Annotated in this window: 17 protein-coding genes; 8 read left to right on the forward strand and 9 right to left on the reverse strand. The window is 64.5% G+C overall.

Translation table 11 applies throughout. From position 1 onward, the window contains the following. Positions 1–172 precede the first annotated feature (172 nt). From U0042_RS23830 to U0042_RS23840, 3 genes are all read left to right on the forward strand, one after another. A complete protein-coding gene (locus U0042_RS23830; protein ID WP_114813651.1) occupies positions 173–412 on the forward strand; it encodes a DUF3311 domain-containing protein in 240 nt (79 codons plus the stop codon). After that, on the forward strand, positions 409–1,959 hold the full coding sequence (gene mctP / locus U0042_RS23835; protein ID WP_114813649.1) for a monocarboxylate uptake permease MctP: 1,551 nt from the start codon (positions 409–411) through the stop codon (positions 1,957–1,959). The genes U0042_RS23830 and mctP overlap by 4 nt, the downstream gene beginning before the upstream one ends. A gap of 228 nt (positions 1,960–2,187) precedes the next feature. Further along, the gene (locus U0042_RS23840; protein ID WP_198665377.1) at positions 2,188–3,348 is read left to right on the forward strand and encodes an FUSC family protein; all 1,161 of its coding nucleotides are present in this window, start codon (positions 2,188–2,190) and stop codon (positions 3,346–3,348) included. A 105-nt stretch (positions 3,349–3,453) separates the two neighbouring features. On the opposite strand, the gene tal is transcribed toward U0042_RS23840, so the two are convergent. The 3 genes from tal to U0042_RS23855 form a co-directional block, all read right to left on the reverse strand. Beyond that, entirely contained in the window at positions 3,454–4,407 is a 954-nt protein-coding gene (tal, locus tag U0042_RS23845; protein WP_114813647.1) for a transaldolase, read from the reverse strand. Positions 4,408–4,617: 210 nt separating this feature from the next. Further along, complete coding sequence (locus tag U0042_RS23850; RefSeq protein WP_114813645.1) at positions 4,618–5,793, reverse strand: vWA domain-containing protein; 1,176 nt, start codon at positions 5,791–5,793, stop codon at positions 4,618–4,620. 47 nt (positions 5,794–5,840) lie between these two features. Continuing rightward, positions 5,841–6,683, reverse strand: a complete 843-nt coding sequence (locus U0042_RS23855; RefSeq protein ID WP_114813643.1) for an AAA family ATPase — start codon at positions 6,681–6,683, stop codon at positions 5,841–5,843. A gap of 369 nt (positions 6,684–7,052) precedes the next feature. Here U0042_RS23855 and U0042_RS23860 point away from each other — a divergent pair, with 369 nt between their 5' ends. Further along, entirely contained in the window at positions 7,053–7,418 is a 366-nt protein-coding gene (locus U0042_RS23860) for a c-type cytochrome (RefSeq protein ID WP_114813641.1), read from the forward strand. Between the two features lie 46 nt (positions 7,419–7,464). Continuing rightward, a complete protein-coding gene (locus U0042_RS23865) occupies positions 7,465–7,851 on the forward strand; it encodes a c-type cytochrome (RefSeq protein ID WP_114813639.1) in 387 nt (128 codons plus the stop codon). A gap of 143 nt (positions 7,852–7,994) precedes the next feature. Here U0042_RS23865 and U0042_RS23870 read toward each other — a convergent pair whose 3' ends face one another. From U0042_RS23870 to rsxB, 3 genes are all read right to left on the reverse strand, one after another. Further along, entirely contained in the window at positions 7,995–8,429 is a 435-nt protein-coding gene (locus tag U0042_RS23870; RefSeq protein ID WP_114813637.1) for a DUF1841 family protein, read from the reverse strand. A gap of 121 nt (positions 8,430–8,550) precedes the next feature. Next, positions 8,551–9,195: an endonuclease III gene (nth, locus tag U0042_RS23875; RefSeq protein ID WP_114813635.1), complete on the reverse strand. Its 645-nt coding sequence runs from the start codon at positions 9,193–9,195 to the stop codon at positions 8,551–8,553. Between the two features lie 49 nt (positions 9,196–9,244). Continuing rightward, the gene (gene rsxB / locus U0042_RS23880) at positions 9,245–10,159 is read right to left on the reverse strand and encodes an electron transport complex subunit RsxB (protein ID WP_114813633.1); all 915 of its coding nucleotides are present in this window, start codon (positions 10,157–10,159) and stop codon (positions 9,245–9,247) included. A gap of 297 nt (positions 10,160–10,456) precedes the next feature. Between rsxB and U0042_RS23885 the strand changes: the two genes are divergently transcribed. Beyond that, complete coding sequence (locus tag U0042_RS23885) at positions 10,457–11,089, forward strand: TetR/AcrR family transcriptional regulator (protein ID WP_114813631.1); 633 nt, start codon at positions 10,457–10,459, stop codon at positions 11,087–11,089. A 93-nt stretch (positions 11,090–11,182) separates the two neighbouring features. Here U0042_RS23885 and U0042_RS23890 read toward each other — a convergent pair whose 3' ends face one another. Together U0042_RS23890 and U0042_RS23895 are read right to left on the reverse strand one after the other, a co-directional pair. Then, a complete protein-coding gene (locus tag U0042_RS23890; protein ID WP_114813629.1) occupies positions 11,183–12,460 on the reverse strand; it encodes a polyhydroxyalkanoate depolymerase in 1,278 nt (425 codons plus the stop codon). 225 nt (positions 12,461–12,685) lie between these two features. Then, on the reverse strand, positions 12,686–14,566 hold the full coding sequence (locus tag U0042_RS23895) for a glycoside hydrolase family 15 protein (protein WP_114813627.1): 1,881 nt from the start codon (positions 14,564–14,566) through the stop codon (positions 12,686–12,688). A 342-nt stretch (positions 14,567–14,908) separates the two neighbouring features. Here U0042_RS23895 and U0042_RS23900 point away from each other — a divergent pair, with 342 nt between their 5' ends. Next, positions 14,909–15,148 (forward strand): hypothetical protein, encoded by a 240-nt coding sequence (locus U0042_RS23900; RefSeq protein ID WP_114813625.1) that lies wholly within the window; start codon positions 14,909–14,911, stop codon positions 15,146–15,148. A gap of 162 nt (positions 15,149–15,310) precedes the next feature. On the opposite strand, the gene U0042_RS23905 is transcribed toward U0042_RS23900, so the two are convergent. Further along, positions 15,311–15,463 (reverse strand): DUF3096 domain-containing protein, encoded by a 153-nt coding sequence (locus U0042_RS23905; protein WP_114813623.1) that lies wholly within the window; start codon positions 15,461–15,463, stop codon positions 15,311–15,313. Between the two features lie 297 nt (positions 15,464–15,760). On the opposite strand from U0042_RS23905, the gene U0042_RS23910 reads away from it, so the two are divergent. After that, positions 15,761–17,032, forward strand: coding sequence for a lactonase family protein (locus U0042_RS23910; protein WP_232833493.1), 1,272 nt, complete (start codon positions 15,761–15,763; stop codon positions 17,030–17,032). Positions 17,033–17,138 lie beyond the last annotated feature (106 nt).

Here is a 17,138-nt window from a genome sequence, read left to right on the forward strand (position 1 = left end):
GCCCGGGGAGCCGCACGCCGCGCGGCGCTCCGGGTCGCCCCTGCTTGACCGCCCGTTCGGCGCGCCTATACTCTGTCCTGGTTTCGGGGTATCCCGCGGGCTATCCGCTTGCGGGACGGTTGCCCACCCCAGGCGATGCGGCAACTCAATATAAAAGGAAAAAGGAGACGTCATGGCACACGACGCCGACGCGAACAAGTCACGCAAAGCGTGGCTCTGGTTGCTGGTGCTTCCCTGGCTCGCAATGATCTGGGTCCCCTCGTACAACAAGATCGAGCCCACGCTGTGGGATTTCCCGTTCTTCTACTGGTACCAGCTGCTGTGGGTGCTGATCAGCGCCGTGATCACCGCGCTCGTCTATCACAAGACCAAGTCCCGCAAGGGTAGCGGCACGACGGGAGGCGCACGATGAACCTCACTGCCACGTTCGTCTTCGTGCTGTTTTTCATCGGCGTCACTATCCTGGGCTTCGTTGCGGCGCACTGGCGCAAGGGCGACCTGGCGCATCTGGACGAGTGGGGTCTGGGCGGCCGCCGTTTCGGCACCATCGTGACCTGGTTCCTGCTGGGCGGCGATCTTTACACGGCCTACACGTTCGTCGCGGTGCCGGCGCTGGTGTTCGGCGCGGGGGCAACCGGCTTCTTCGCGCTGCCGTACACCATCCTGATCTACCCGTTTGCGTTCGTGGTGTTTCCGAAGCTCTGGAGCATCGCCAAGCGCCACGGCTACGTGACCTCGGCGGACTTCGTCAACGCGCGCTATGGCAGCCGCACGCTGGCGCTCGCGGTCGCCGTGACGGGCATCGTGGCGACCATGCCGTACATCGCGCTGCAACTGGTCGGTATCGAAGTGGTGATCGGCGCGCTCGGCTTCGACACGACAGGCTTCGTCGGCGACCTGCCGCTCATCATCGCGTTCGCGATTCTGGCGGCGTACACGTATACGTCGGGCCTGCGTGCGCCGGCGATGATCGCCATCGTCAAGGACCTGCTCATCTACGTCACGATCGCCGTTGCGATCATCGTGATTCCGGCGCAGATGGGCGGCTTCGGCCACATCTTCAGCGCGGTGCCGCCGGCCAAGCTGCTGCTGAAGGCGCCCGATGCCGCGAGCCTGAACGGCTTCAGCGCCTATGCCACGCTCGCCGTGGGTTCGGCGCTGGCGCTGTTCCTGTACCCGCACTCCGTGACGGCGATTCTCTCGTCGTCGTCGGGCAACACCATTCGCCGCAACATGGCGATGCTGCCGGCGTACTCGCTCGTGCTCGGCCTGCTCGCGCTGCTCGGCTACATGGCGCTGGCCTCGGGCGTGAAGGACATGCCGGAATTCGCGCCGTACTTCAAGGCCTTCGGTCCGAACTTCGCCGTGCCGGCGCTGTTCCTGCACTTCTTCCCGTCGTGGTTCGTCGGCGTCGCGTTCGCGGCTATCGGCATCGGGGCGCTGGTGCCGGCGGCCATCATGTCGATCGCGGCTGCGAACCTTTACACGCGCAACATCCACAAGGAGTTCGTCAACCGCAACATGACGCACGAGCAGGAGACCAACGTCGCGAAGCTGGTTTCGCTGATCGTGAAGGTGGGCGCAGTGGCGTTCATCCTCGGGCTGCCGCTCACGTACGCGATCCAGCTGCAACTGCTGGGCGGCATCTGGATCATCCAGACGCTGCCGGCCATCGTGCTCGGGCTCTACACGCGTGTGCTGGACTATCGCGGTCTGCTGATCGGCTGGGCGGTGGGCATCGTGACGGGCACGTGGATGGCGGTGTCGTTGAAGCTCGCTAGTTCCATCTTCACGGTGCATCTGTTCGGGATGGCGATTCCCGGTTATGCCGCCGTGTGGTCGCTCATCGTGAACCTCGTGGTGGCCGTGGTGGTGAGCGTGCTGATCCACGTGGCGGGCGTGAAGAAGGCCGAAGACCGCACGCGGCCGGAGGACTATCTGGACGTGGTCGAAAGCTGACCGGCTTCGTAGCGGCTTCACCGGCGTTTCGACACGCCGACACCGATGCCCGCACCGCAAGGTTGCGGGCATTTGTTTTTCCGGTGCACGATATCGAGCCTGCCTGGGTTCGCCTGTGCCTGCCTTGAGTGCTTGAGCCTCGCCCGGCGTGCTGATCGCCCGTTGCTTCGTCTTGCGGCTCACGGCATTCCCCTTGTGCCTGCCTTCGATACCTTGCCTCGTTCGCCCATGGCTTCATCCGATCCTGACCGTTCGCCCCGCTCTGCCAGCACGCGCCGCCGCGCGCCGCTCTCGCACGTCTCGCGTGCCTGGCGCGCGGTCACGTCGCCGTACTACCGCTATCGCAATGCGGCCGTGATTCACAGCGTGCGCGTGGGGCTCGCCATGCTCGTCTCCATTCTCGCGACGACGGGCATCGACTTGCCGCATGGCATCTGGGCTTCGGTGACGCTGCTCGTGGTAATCGGCGGCCTTCAGCATCAGGGCAATATCCGCAAGAAGGCGGCGGAGCGCGCCATCGGCACGCTGCTCGGCGCGGTGATCGGTCTTGCGGTGATCCTGCAGGCGAACGTCATCGGATCACCTGCGCTCACCTATGTGCTGATGTCGATCGTGGCCGGCGTGTGCGGCTACTACGCGATCGGCAAGCCGGCCTACGTCGCGCTGCTCACGGCGATCACGATGTACATCGTGGCGGGCCACGGCGACAACCTCATCTCGGTCGGCCTGTGGCGCACGTTCAACGTGCTGGTGGGCATCGTGATCGCGCTCGCGTTTTCGTTTGCGCTGCCGCTCTATGCGACGTACTCGTGGCGCTATCGTCTTGCGCAGAATCTGCGTGAATCCGCGCGCGTCTACGCGAAGATCATGAGCGGCGAAGCGCTCGACGCCGAAGCGCAGGTGCAGACCTTTCTGCGCCTCGGCGAGCGGCTCGTGCAGCTGCGCTCGCTGATGCCGTCCGTGACGAAGGAGACCGGCGTGCCGATGAGCACACTGGAAGACATCCAGCGGCTGCATCGCTCGCTCCTGAGCGCGCTGGAGATGCTTTCGACAGCCGCGCTCGGACAGACCGATCCCGCCGCGCGCGCAGCATTCGCACGCGCGGCGAATGTCGATGCGCCGGAGGTGAGGGCGGCCCTGCTCGCGATGGCAAGAGCCTTGCGGTTCGCGGGCGCGAAAGGGTTGCGGATGGCGAATACGCCGATGGTCGGGGTGCCGGAGGGAGAGATCAGCGCAGTGGAGGCTGCATCGTCAGCCGGTGCTTCTTTGGACTTGTTGGGCCCGTGCTGGCTAGGGCAACGCATTGCGGGGCAGGTGGATTGCCTGCGAGCCTTGCTCGTGGAAACCGAGCCGCAGTGGAATATCGAGCGGCACGCCGCGGCTTCGTGACTCGCTTCGGCCGTGACGGCAGACGACCGCTTCGCTGTACCGAACGGATCACGGCACGGTGGCAAGCACCGTGATCCGCTCAACGACACGCGAGCGTGACGGGGATCAGCGCAGCGCTTCGATCAGCTTTTCGAGCTTGATCGCGTCGGCCGCGAACGCGCGAATGCCTTCGGCCAGCTTTTCGGTGGCCATCGCGTCGTCGTTGACGAGGAAGCGGAACGACGGCTCGTCTACCGGCACGCGGTCGATCTGCTCGCCCTTCGCGGTTTCGGGCGACAGCTTGCGCTGCACCGGTTCCGTGCTGTCGTGCAGCTTTTGCAGCAGGTCGGGGCTGATGGTGAGCAGATCGCAGCCGGCCAGTTCGACGATCTGGCTCGTGGTGCGAAAGCTGGCGCCCATCACCTCGGTCGTGTAGCCGAACTTCTTGTAGTAGGCGTAGATGCGGCGCACGGACTGCACGCCCGGGTCGTTGGCACCGCCGTTCTTCACGTCGTCCCAGTTGCTGCCGGCGGCCTTCTTGTACCAGTCGTAGATGCGGCCCACGAACGGCGAGATCAACTGCGCGCCCGCTTCAGCGCAGGCCGCGGCCTGCGCGAGCGAGAACAGCAGCGTCATGTTGCACTTGATGCCGTCCTTCTGCAGCACCTCGGCCGCGCGAATGCCTTCCCACGTGGAGGCGAGCTTGATCAGCACGCGCTCGCGGCCAATGCCGGCCGCTTCGTAGAGCTTGATGATTTCGTGGGCCTTGTCGATGGATGCCTTCGTGTCGAACGAAAGCCGTGCGTCCACTTCGGTCGAGACGCGGCCCGGAATGATCTTGAGGATTTCGGTGCCGAACGCGATCAGCAGATGGTCGATGATGGCGCCCACCGGCTTCGACGCGTGGTCGCGCACGGTTTTTTCGAGCAGCGGCTTGTAGTCGTCCTTCTGGACGGCCTTGAGGATCAGCGACGGATTGGTGGTCGCATCTTGCGGCTTGTACTGCGCGAGCTGCTGGAAGTCGCCGGTATCCGCGACGACGGTCGTGTACTGTTTCAGCTGGTCGAGTGAGGTAGTCATGTCGAGCCTTGAAAAGCGCGTGAGCGCCGTGGTCCAGAAGAGTTGAAAGGGGGGCCGCCCGTCAGGTGGTTCGTTGGGCTGCCCGTTGTTTTGCCGGGTTCTGCCGCGGGTGTTGCCGGGGCGGCCAGTATGGCTTGAGGCGCCACTTCGTGCTGCTATTTTATGGCGAATCGGATGATGCTGTTTTGACACCGCGACCGCCGTGCCGCGTCATTTCGAGAGCACGCGCATGGCCGCTTCGAGTCCGGCGAGCGTGAGCGGGTACATGCGCTGGCCGAGCACCTCGCGAATCACCGAGATCGACTGACGGTACGGCCACAGCGCCTCCGGTTCGGGATTCAGCCACGCGAAGTGCGGGAAGTGGTCGGCCAGCCGGCGCAGCCAGACGGCGCCCGCTTCGGCGTTGTTGTACTCCACGGACCCGCCCGGCTGCAGCACTTCGTAGGGGCCCATCGTGGCGTCGCCGACGAAGATCAGCTTGTAGTCGGGCGTGAAGCGGTGCAGCACGTCCCACGTCGGCGTGCGCTCGGTGTGACGGCGCCGGTTGTTCTTCCAGAGGAAGTCGTAGACGCAGTTGTGGAAGTAGTAGAACTCGAGGTGCTTGAACTCCGTCTTCGCTGCCGAGAAAAGCTCTTCGGTGCGGCGGATGTGATCGTCCATGGAGCCGCCCACGTCGAGCAGCATCAGCACCTTCACGTTGTTGTGCCGCTCGGGCACCATCTTGAGATCGAGCCAGCCGGCGTTCGCGGCCGTGCTGCGAATCGTGTCGGGCAGATCGAGTTCCTCGGCCGCGCCTTCGCGCGCGAAGCGCCGCAGCCGGCGCAGCGCGACCTTGATGTTGCGCGTGCCGATTTCGACCTGATCGTCGTAGTCGCGATACGCGCGCGCTTCCCACACCTTCACGGCGGAACGCTGCCCCGCCGCGTCGCCGCCGATACGTACGCCTTCCGGGTTGTAGCCGCCATGGCCGAAGGGCGACGTGCCGCCCGTGCCGATCCATTTGTTGCCGCCCTCGTGGCGTTCCTTCTGCTCGTCGAAGAGCTGCTTCAGGCGCTCCATCAGCTTGTCGAGCCCGCCCATGGCTTCGATTTGCGCCTTTTCCTCGGCGGTGAATTCGCGATCGAGCTTCTTCTTGAGCCACTCGTCGGGGATCTCGAAGGCGAGCGTGGACTTCGCCTCGGCGCCGTGGAAGTACGCCCCGAATGCCGCGTCGAAGCGGTCGTAGTACTGCTCGTCCTTCACGAGGATCATGCGCGCGAGGTAATAGAACTCGTCGAGCGAAGGCGCAATCACGTTCGCCTTGAGCGCCTCGATGAGCGTGAGGTACTCCTTCACCGAAACGGGCAGTTTCGCTTCGCGCAGCGAGTAGAAGAAATCGATCAGCATGCCGGAACTTCCTTCATGGCTCACCCGTGGCGAATGCGCCGCGGCCTTCAACGGTTGTTGCGGTTCATGAAGATGAGCCGCTCGAAGAGGCCCACGTCCTGCTCGTTCTTGAGCAGCGCGCCCGCGAGCGGCGGCACGATCTGGCGGTTGTCGGGCGAGCGCAGCGCTTCGGGCGGAATGTCTTCGGCGAGCAGCAGCTTGAGCCAGTCGAGCAGTTCGGACGTCGACGGCTTCTTCTTCAGCCCCGCCACGTTGCGCAGCTCGAAGAAGCTTTCGAGCGCCGCGCGCAGCAGCGTCTTCTTGATGCCGGGGTAGTGCACCTCGACGATCTGCTCCATGGTGGCCGGATCGGGGAAGCGGATGTAGTGGAAGAAACAGCGGCGCAGAAACGCGTCGGGCAGTTCCTTCTCGTTGTTCGACGTGATGATGACGAGCGGCCGGTGCACCGCACGCACGAGTTCGCGCGTCTCGTACACGTAGAACTCCATGCGGTCGAGCTCGCGCAGCAGGTCGTTGGGAAACTCGATGTCGGCCTTGTCGATTTCGTCGATGAGCAGCACTGTGGGTTGATCGGCTTCGAACGCCTGCCACAGCACGCCCTTCACGATGTAGTTGCGGATGTCCTTGACGCGCTCGTCGCCCAGTTGCGAATCGCGTAGACGCGAGACCGCGTCGTATTCGTAGAGCCCCTGCTGCGCCTTCGTGGTGGACTTGATGTGCCACTGCAGGAGCGGCATGTTCAGCGCCGCGGCCACTTCTTCGGCGAGCATCGTCTTGCCGGTGCCGGGCTCGCCCTTGATGAGGAGCGGACGCTTGAGCGTCACGGCGGCGTTGACCGCGAGCTTGAGATCGTCGGTGGCGACGTAGTGAGAAGAGCCTTCGAAGCGCATGGCGGCTACCTGGGCGAAAAAAATCCAGTATAAGTCAGAAGCCCTGTTGCCTCGGGAGGGGCTCCGGTATCGTTCAGCCGGGCTTTCTCCGGCGCATTCGCTTCTGGTTCGCGGGCGTCCATCGCCTATTCGCGAACCGCGTTGCCTTGCGCTCTTCGCGCTTTCCCGGCGATCGTCGGCGAGCCTCGGGACAACCCGCAGGAGCCGTGCCCGGCGGGCCGCCGCCCTTGTTGGCCGTGTGGACGTGCGGCACGGCGTCGCGGTACAATCGGGTCGATTTTTTTGGCCTGCGTCCGGCCCTCGAAGAAATAACGGCGCGGGCCGTGGCCTTTTCGGGCGTCCGTTTCCCCTCAAGCCAGGTTACATGCTATGAACAAATTCGTCGGCAAACACGTCGTGATCGCAGCGGTGTCTGTGCTCGCGGGCTTCGCCGCCAACGCGAACGCGGACGTCGTCGGCAACGCGAAGGCGGGCCAGGGCAAGGTCGCGATGTGCATTGGTTGCCACGGCATTCCGGACTACCGCACCGCGTATCCCGAGGTCTACCGGGTTCCCATGCTCGGCGGCCAGAACCAGAAATATCTCGAGAACGCGCTGCACGGCTACAAGAAGGGCGATCGCCACTTCGACACGATGCACGCCATCACGGCTTCGCTGTCGGATCAGGACATTGCGGACATCGCGGCCTACTACGCGGCCCAGTCGTCCACGTCGAAGAACAATCCCGAGAAGTGACCGGCGCGGTCACCCGGCACTCTAATTTCACGGGACAGGAGAATTCATGAACAAGCCCCACACGGCTCTTCATACCCTTCAAGCGATGCTCAAGACGGCTTGTGCCGCGCTCGCGCTGGCCGGTTTTGCTGCCGGCGCCCACGCGGCCGACGCCGCGAACGGTAAGGTGCTCGCCGACAGCCACAACTGTGCGGCCTGCCATGGCGCGGGCCTCAACAAGCCGGTGAGCCCCGAGTATCCGAAGCTCGCGGGCCAGCACGCCGACTACGTGTACTGGGCGCTGCGCCAGTATCAGATGGGCAACGGCAACCCGCATCTGGGCCGCAACAATCCGATCATGCAGGCGCAGGTGCAAAGCCTTTCGCAGGGCGACATGAAGGACATCGCGGCCTATGTCGAGTCGCTTCCGGGCGACCTCGTGCAGAAGAAGTAAGCTGCGCGGCGCCCAACGCCGCAGCCTGGTTGCCGGATGGCTGGCGACGACGATGACAGAACGACACCCCGCTTTCCGGCGGGGTGTCGTTTTTTTATGTGCGCGCGTCCGGACGCGTGCGGGCCCCGCCGTTCCGCGTGGTCTTAGTCCCGCGTGGCGCGTCGCTCGATGCGGGCGAGATACGCGTCGCTGTCCGGCGGCGTGTTGGTGCGCTGGGCTTCCCAGAGCGTTTCGCCGAGGCATTCCATGATCGCGTGATGTGCGTCGTGGCTCGAGCCGAGCCTCGCGGCGAGGCGTTCGTGCGCGGCGCGAATGCCGGGCGGCTGGTCGATGGAAAGCTGCTCGCTGATGGCGAGGTGCATCGAGAGATGCAGGAACGGGTTCGTCTCGCCGCGCTCGGGTGAGTAATGCTCGGCATTCGCGCTGTCGGTGTCGGCGAGTGCGGCATGGTACTCGGGGTGCTCGACGATCCAGTCGGCGGCAATGGCCTCGAGCGGCGTCAGGATTTCGCCTTCGCGCTGCTTGCGCCAGGTTTCGGTGAAAAAGCGGCGGACTTCGTCACGGCTGGGATTGAACATCGTGGGCGATCGGCTTGGGAGTGCGTTACGGGGTTGGGGCAGTTGCGGCGTATTGGCGGTTGCTGAGGGGTGGCGACAAATTGTCGCAGGTGCGGCCCCAGCATACCTGAGGCGCCGCGGCTCACATCTGCGGCGGCGGAGTCTTCTGCTTGAACTCGCACAGCGGTTCGATCACACAGTGCCAGCATTCGGGCCGCCGCGCCTTGCAGACATATCGCCCGTGAAGAATCAGCCAGTGATGCGCGTCCTGGCGAAACGGCTCGGGCGTGAACTTCTCGAGTGCCGCTTCAACGGCGCGCACGTCCTTGCCGGGCGCGAGTCCCGTTCGATTCGCAACCCGAAAGATGTGCGTATCCACCGCGATGGTCGGATGGCCGAACGCGGTATTGAGCACCACGTTGGCCGTCTTGCGGCCCACGCCGGGCAGGCTTTCCAGCGCCTCGCGATCCTCGGGCACTTCGCCGTTGTAGCGCTCGATCAGGATGCGGCTCGCTGCCACGACGTTCTTCGCCTTGGTGCGGTACAGCCCGATCGTCTTGATGTAGTCGGCCACGCCTGCTTCGCCCAGTTCGACGATCTGCTGCGGCGTATTGGCCACCGGGAACATCTTCCGCATGGCCTTGTTGACCGATACGTCCGTCGCCTGCGCCGAGAGCATCACGGCGATCAGCAGTTCGAACGGAGTGGTGTATTCGAGCTCGGTGGTCGGATGCGGGTTGAGACTCTGCAACGTCTCGAAGATGGCGCGGCGTTTGTTCGCGTTCATGCGGGCAATGAGTGCAGGGTGGAGGCGAGGATCAGCGCTGGCTGGGCGGTCATTCGGTATCGGGTCGCGAGGGCGCGTCACCTTCCTCGTCGGTGCCGATGCCGAGACGCCGGCGGCGCGCTTCGGCTTCGTCGATCTGCGCCTGCACGTCGGCGGTGACATGGTCGGTATTGCGCGGTCCCAGTCCTTTGGCGGCCAGTTCTTCCTTTTTCTTGCGGGCGCGGTCCAGCGCAGCCTGGATGATGGCGCGCTTCTTCGCCTCGGCGTCGCTTGCCGGAGCGGCGGGCGCGGCAGGCGTCGCGGCCATCTGCGTCTGCGCTGGGGCCGCGGTTTCGGCTGACGGAGTGGCGGGGTTTGCTGCCTGCTGTGCGGTGTGCAGGCCCGCGCGCCGGGCTACCACGCGCGCTTCCGCGGCCTCGCGCTCGCGCTCCATGCGCGCGAGGCGCCGGTCGTGACGCTCACGTGCGGCGTCCGCCTGTTCCTGGGACCAGGCGTCCCAGCCCGTCGCACCGTCCGTCACGGGCACCATCGAAATGCAATCGACGGGGCACGGCGCCACGCACAGATCGCAGCCTGTGCAGAGCGGTGCGACGACCGTATGCATCTGTTTCGGTGCCCCGACGATCGCATCGACGGGGCATGCCTGCATGCACAGCGTGCAGCCGATACACAGGTTCTCGTCGATCACGGCGAGCGGACGCGGCCGTTCTACGCCGTTGACGGGATTGAGCGCAATCACGGGCTTGCCGAGCAGGCGGGCAAGGCGCGCCACGCCTTCGGCGCCGCCGGGCGGGCACTGGTTGTAGTTCGCCGTGCCGGCGGCGACGGCTTCGGCGTAGGGCCGGCAGCCGTCGTAGCCGCACTTCGTGCATTGCGTCTGGGGAAGCAGATCTTCGATGCGATCTGCGAGTGTCTTCGAATCGGTCACGGTCACGACATGAGGAGCTGGCCGAAACGGTCGCAAAACGGCTGCAAATCAGCCTGCTGATCGGCCTGTTTGCACCGTGTTGGGCGGCCTGTTATGAGGTGAACAGGGCTCGGAGAGGCCTTGCCGCCGCGCGTTTGCCAAATGCGGCATTATCGCCGATTTCCCCGATTGCCATTGGCGACCCATGTGCCATAATCAAAACGCTTTACAGGAAAGACCCCAGGAACGGCGGGGCGCGCCAGCCAAGGCGCTCCAGTTCACCGCTGCCGATGCATGGCGAGGAGACGTTCGGCAGCGGCCCGGATAACGCGGCTCACGCAGCATCTTGAGACCATGAACCAGCCAAAAATCAAAAGAGATCCTGAAGGCACGCGTCGCCGTATCCTGCTGGCGGCCGCGGAGGAGTTCGCGAACGGAGGGCTCTTCGGAGCGCGCGTCGATCAGATCGCGAGGCGCGCAGAAACGAACGAGCGCATGCTCTATTACTACTTCGGCAGCAAGGAACAGCTTTTCACGGCGGTACTCGAGTACGCGTTCAGCGCACTCAACGAGGCCGAACGCTCGCTGGATCTGAACGGCGTGGCGCCTGTGGAAGCGATGACGCGCCTTGCGCATTTTGTGTGGGACTACTACCGGGATCATCCCGATCTGCTGCGGCTCGTGAACAACGAAAATCTGCACGAAGCCCGCTACATGCAGAAGTCATCGCGCATTCGCGAGATGATCTCGCCGATCGTCGCTACCGTCGGCAGCATTCTCGAACGCGGGCAGAAGGCGGGGCTTTTTCGCAGCAACGTCGATCCGCTGCGCTTTTATGTGACGCTCTCCGGCATGGGCTACTACATCGTGTCCAACCGCTTCACGCTGACCGCTACGCTGGGCCGCGATTTCAGCACGCCCGCCGAGCGCTCCGAGCTTGTCCAGATGAATACGGAGATGCTGCTCGCGTATCTCATGAGGCGCTGAAGCTGACCGTCCTTTGAGCACCGTGCAGGGGTCCATGCGCGCAGCCGGCGTGTGAACCGGCTGCGCAACAAGCGTTGTTGCGGCGGAGGAACCTCAAGCTTCGGCGTGTTCTGTCTCGACGCGCGGTGCCTTCGCGTGTTCCTGAATGAAGTCGCGTAGCTGCGGATAGATGATGGTGCGCCAGCGCCGCCCCGAGAAAATGCCGTAATGCCCGCATTTCTCTGCGGTGAAATGACGCCGGTGCGCCTCGGGAATCCCGCTGCACAGGTCCTGCGCGGCACGCGTCTGGCCGTCGCCGGAGATGTCGTCCAGCTCGCCTTCGATCGTGAAGAGCGCCGTGTGCTTGATGTCCTGCGGACGCACACGCTCACCCGCCACGTCCCACGTGCCTTCGGCCAGACGGAACTCCTGGAACACGATGCGGATGGTGTCGAGGTAATACTCCGCGGCCATGTCCAGCACTGCGTTGTATTCGTCGTAGAAGTTGCGATGCGCTTCGGCATCCTCTTCATCGCCGCGCAGGAGGCTTTGATAGAAGTCCCAGTGCGAGGCGGCGTGCCGTTCAGGGTTCATGGCGACGAAGCCTGCGTGCTGGAGGAAGCCCGGATACACCTGGCGCCCCACGCCCGGATAGTTGGGCGGCACCGTGTGAATCACGTTGTTCTCGAACCAGCTGTACGAGTGCTGCGTGGCGAGCGAGTTGACCGACGTCGGGCTGCGGCGCGCGTCGATCGGGCCGCCCATCATCGTCATGGTGCGCGGTGTGTCCTCGCCGCGGCTCGCCATCAGCGAGATGGCCGCGAGCACCGGCACCGTAGGCTGGCAGACCGAAATCACGTTGAGATTCTTCGCACCGATGTGGCGGATGAACTCCTGGATGTAGGCGATGTAATCGTCGAGATGGAAGGGGCCGTCTTCCACCGGCACCATGCGCGCGTCGATCCAGTCGGTGATGTAGACCTTGTGGTCTTGCAGCAGCGTACGCACGGTGTCGCGCAGCAGCGTGGAGTGGTGGCCCGAGAGCGGCGCGCACACCAGAACGACGGGTTCGTCCTTGAGCTGGGAGACGGCTTCGCTGTCGTCGGCATAGCGCTTGAAGCGCAACAGCCGGCAGAACGGCTTTTCGACGATGGTCTGTTCGACGATCGGGATGTTGTGGCCGTCTTTGACGATCTGGTGAATGTCGAACTGGGGCTTCTCGTAATCCTTGCCGAGCCGGTACAGCAGCTCGTACCCGGCCGACAGGCGCGACGCGCCCGGCACATAGGCGAGCGGACTGGCCGGATTGGCAAACGATTTCGACGCGGCCTGAGCCCAAGCGGTCAGCGGGCCCAGCAGGGCCCGCTGGAATTCATGAAACTGATAGAGCATGTGGGCGCTCCGGGCGTTAGGGCGGTTCGCACGGGGCCGCGGGGCTGGCGCGGTCCTGGAGGCGGGCCTTCCGGGGGTTGCTTAAGGTTGCGTGTGACTGGCTTTTGGCTGGTAAACGGTCAATGTAATTATCGGCCAATGGCGTCGATCGATGATATCCGACGGGCAATCATTGTGCAACGCAACAACAGTCCGACAATATAGGGGTAATCCTTCATCGTGCAGTCATTGCGACGTGCTCGCGTCGCTGAACGCGCTGCCGCTCCCGTGCCGGTCTCCCTTGCCGTTGTGCGGCGGCTGGCCTGTCGCCGTGGCCATTTCCTGCTCGTGGCGCATCAGATTCAGGCCGGTATGGACGAGCGCGACATGCGAGAACGCCTGAGGGAAATTCCCTACCAGCCGGCCAGCCTCCGGATCGTATTCCTCGGCGAGCAGCCCGACGTCGTTGGCGAGCCCGATCAGGCGCTCGTACATCTCGTGAGCCTCCTGCACGCGACCCTGCAGCGCGAGGTTATCGACCATCCAGAAGCTGCAGGCGAGGAACGTGCCTTCGCCGGGCGGCAGACCGTCGTCGACGTCCATGGTGCGGTAGCGCATCACGAACCCATCGTGCATCAGATGCTTTTCTATCGCAGCAACCGTGCCCGCTATACGAGGATCCTTGGGCGGCAGGAAGCCAAGGAGCGGCAGCAGGAGGGCGCTCGCGTCCAGATCGTCGCCGCCGTAGACCTGGGTGAATGCGTTGATGCGCGGGTTCCAGCCGTGCTCGCAGACGGACGCGTGAATCTTTGCGCGCATCGCGTGCCAGTGTTCGAGCGGCGCCGGCAGCCCGAACGACTCGGCCGATTTGATTGCCCGGTCGTACGCAACCCATGCCATGACCTTCGAGAACGTGAAGTGTTGCCGGCCGCCGCGCGTTTCCCAGATGCCCTCGTCCGGCTGTTCCCAGATGGTTTCCAGATGTTCGAGCATCGTGCACTGGATCGACCACGCGGTCTCGTCGGCCTGTAGGCCGCCCACGCGCGCCAGATGCAGCGCGTTCATCACTTCGCCGTAGACGTCGAGCTGCAACTGGCCTACCGCGTTGTTGCCGATGCGCACCGGCTTCGCGCCTTCGTAGCCGGGCAGCCAGTCGATCTCCGACTCGGGCAGCCGGCGCTCGCCCCCAATGCCATACATGATCTGCAACTGCTGCGGCGAGCCCGCCATCACGCGGCCAAGCCAGCTGCGCCACGCGCGTGCCTCGTCGTAGTAGCCGCCGCGCATGAGGGCGAGCAGCGTGATGGTGGCGTCGCGCAGCCAGCAGTAGCGGTAGTCCCAGTTGCGCGTGCCGCCCAGTTGCTCGGGCAGCGAGGTGGTGGGCGCAGCGACGATGCCGCCCGTGGGCTCGTAGGCAAGCGCCTTGAGCGTGAGCATCGAACGCCGGATGGGCGCGGCCCAGCGGCCTGTCACGGTATTGCGCGAGGACCACTCGGCCCAGAAGTTTTCCGTGCGCGCCAGCGCGGAGTGCGGGTCGCGCGGCGGCGGAAGGCGCAGATGCGACTGCGCGTAGGCGAGCGAGAACGGCACGCGTTCGCCTTCGGAGACCGTGAAGTCCGCCACGGTGTGCATATTCTCGCCGCGGAGCTCCACGGGCGTGCGCAGCACCACGGTATCGGGGCCGACAATCGCCTTGATGCCGCTCTCGTAGACGAGGCGGCTGACCCACGGCACGGAGAAGCCGTAGTCGAAGCGCAGCGCGAGCCTCATATGCATGGGCACCGTGCCGCGCCGGCCCACGACGATGCGCACGAGTTCGGACCAGCCGTTGCCGGGCGGCATGAAGTCGATGAGCGTAACGGCGCCTTCGGACGTCTCGAAGTCGGTCTCGAGAATCAGCGTTTCGCCGCCGGGTTTGCCGCGATAGCGGCGCGTAATCTTCACGTCACCGCCTACCGCCGGCGAGATCTGCCAGTGGCCGTGATCCTGCGTGCCGAGCAGCGCGGCGAAGCACGCGGCGGAATCGAAGCGAGGCCAGCAGAGCCAGTCGACCGAACCGGAGCGCGAGACGAGCGCGGCGGTGTGGCCGTCGCCAATGAGTGCGTAGTCTTCAATCAGGGCGGGCATGATCGGAAGGTAAGAAATGCGCGAGAAGTGTGCTCGGTGCAGCGGAGTAAGACCGATGTTACCGGGACACCGTGCGCGGCGAGACGCAGCCGCTTGCTCATCAGGCGTGACTCATCATTTACCCGGTATCTGGACATTTGGCGCTAGCGTTTGACATTTTCACTGCTTACAATCCCACAGCGGGCGACGGCGAGATGATTGAAGCACAACCGCCGATGCGTCTGCAGTTCCCTTTGCGTCACCTCTTCATCGCAGCGCGCCGTGCACGGGTTGTGATACGTGTGCCGGTCCTTTTCGCCTCGTCGTGTTGAGCCCCACGCGACGTTTTCGAGGATAGAAGCCATGCTGTCGAAATCCGATTGCATCACGATTCTTTCCGCTGCAAGCGAACTTGCCGACGACTCCCTGCTGTCACTGGACCCGAGCCGCCTGGGGCTGACCCGCAACGGGATGGAAACGGCTGCGGCGTTCCTGATCGAGCGAGCCTGCTTCAAGCGTTACCGCGACGGCGACGGCCATTATGCCGTGGGCGGTTTGTCACTGCAGGGCAGGCTGCGCCTCGACCAGCTTGCGAACGGCTGACCCCACCCGACGCTCGCGCACAAGGCTCCTGCGACTGACACGGGCTCATTGTCAGTCCGCAGCCGGCTACGAAACAGTCGTCCGAATGGCTAACGTGGCGGCCCGCTCGCGCTGGTGCAGCGCCGTTGCGGGCTGCACGCATTGCTTGCGCCGCTCGCGCATTCAGAGATGCGACGCGCCCATGCCGAAGATCCCGATGAGCCCGATGATGATGAGGTAGAGCGCCACGATGTAGTTCAAGAGGCGCGGCATGATGAGGATGAGAATGCCCGCGATCAGCGAAACGATGGGGCCGAGGCTCAGTGTGACATTCATGCAGACTCCCTTACGGCGACAGGTTGGCGGACGGCCATTTGGGACAGCGCCGGCGGGCATGGCGCACCGCCTGCGCGATCCGGCGTGACCTTCTATACTTCGCCCAATAATCACAACGTGCCCAAGGCGCCTGGCAAACTGTTCGGCCAACCGTTCCGTTAGCCGATCTGCCGATTCTTTCCTTGCAGGCACGAGCGCACACTATATCCGCGTCATTGCCGCTTGCGCTAACGGCCGCGCTGTAGACCAACCCGGCGACACCGTCAGAATCCAACAATCCGATGTCAAGGAGGTCACATGCATCGTAGTGCCCGCGCCGCATCTCGCGTGCCCGCATCATCGAAAGCGGCTGTTGCACGGCCGTACAGGTTCTCCCGTCCGTTCATCACGCTCATCAAGGGACTTGCCATCATGGCTTCCATCGCCACGACGCATGCACTGGCACAGGACTCGGCCGCCGCGCCCGCGGACGGGGTCTACGATCTGCTGATCGGCACCTACACCGGGCCGAAGAGCGAGGGCCTCTACGTCTACCGCTTCGATACGAAAACCGGCGACGCCACGCGCGTTTCGGTGGCGAAGACGGTGAACCCTTCATACCTCGTGGTGAGTCGCGACCGGCACTACGTCTATGCCGTGAACGAATTGCCGGGCGACAACGGCCCGGCCTCGCAGCGCGGCGGCATCAGCGCTTTTCGCTTCGATGCCGCGAGCGGCCAGCTGACGTTTCTCAATCGCGTCTCCTCGGAGGGTAACGACCCGTGCTATCTGAGTTTCTCGCCGGATGGGCGCTATCTGCTGACCGCGAACTACTCGGTAGCGGCCGACCCGGGCGGCAGCTTCGCGGTGTTCCCGATCCAGCCGGACGGCCAGGTGGGCACGTCCGTCCTCACCGTGCATCATGAGGGCGGTGGTCCGGTGAAGGGGCGCCAGGACAATGCGCACGTGCACTCCACCGTGTTCTCGCCGGACGGCAAGTACCTGTTCGTCCAGGACCTGGGCGCGGACAAGATCTACGCTTATCGCTACACGCCCGATGGCAGCCGCGGTCTGTTGAGCCCAACGGAGACTCGCTACATTCCCATGAAGGGCGGCAGCGGCCCACGCCACCTCGTGTTCGACAACGACGGCCGCTACGCCTATCTGACAAGCGAACTCGCGGCCACCGTGACTGTACTTCGCCATGAGGACGGCAAGCTCACGCCCGTGCAGACGCTGCCGCTGGCGGCGCCGGGTTTCAAGGGCAAGCAGGGGGCGGCGGCAATCCACCTGTCGCCCGACGGACGCTTTCTCTATGCGTCCAATCGCGGCGACGCGAACGAGATCGTGATCTTCGCCGTCGATGCCGCCAACGGCCACCTGAAAGTGGTGGGGCGGCAGTCCAGCCTCGGCCAGACGCCGCGCGAATTCACGATCGATCCGACCGGACACTGGCTCATCGTCGGCAATCAGAACAGCGACACGGCCTACGTGTTCCGCCGCGATCCGCAGACGGGTCTGCTTGCGTCCGATCCGAAGCGTATCGACGTCGGGTCGCCGGTCGATTTCAAGCTGGTGTCGCCGTCGTGAGCCGGCGAGCGTCGGGCATGTGACGCAACGACGTGCGGGCGCGCATTGCGTCGCGCCCGCAGAAGGAAGGTGGCGGGAACAGGACCCGCAACATCGGCAGGATGGA

Source organism: Paraburkholderia kururiensis, assembly GCF_034424375.1.
In the GTDB taxonomy this organism is placed as follows: Bacteria; Pseudomonadota; Gammaproteobacteria; order Burkholderiales; family Burkholderiaceae; genus Paraburkholderia; species Paraburkholderia kururiensis_A.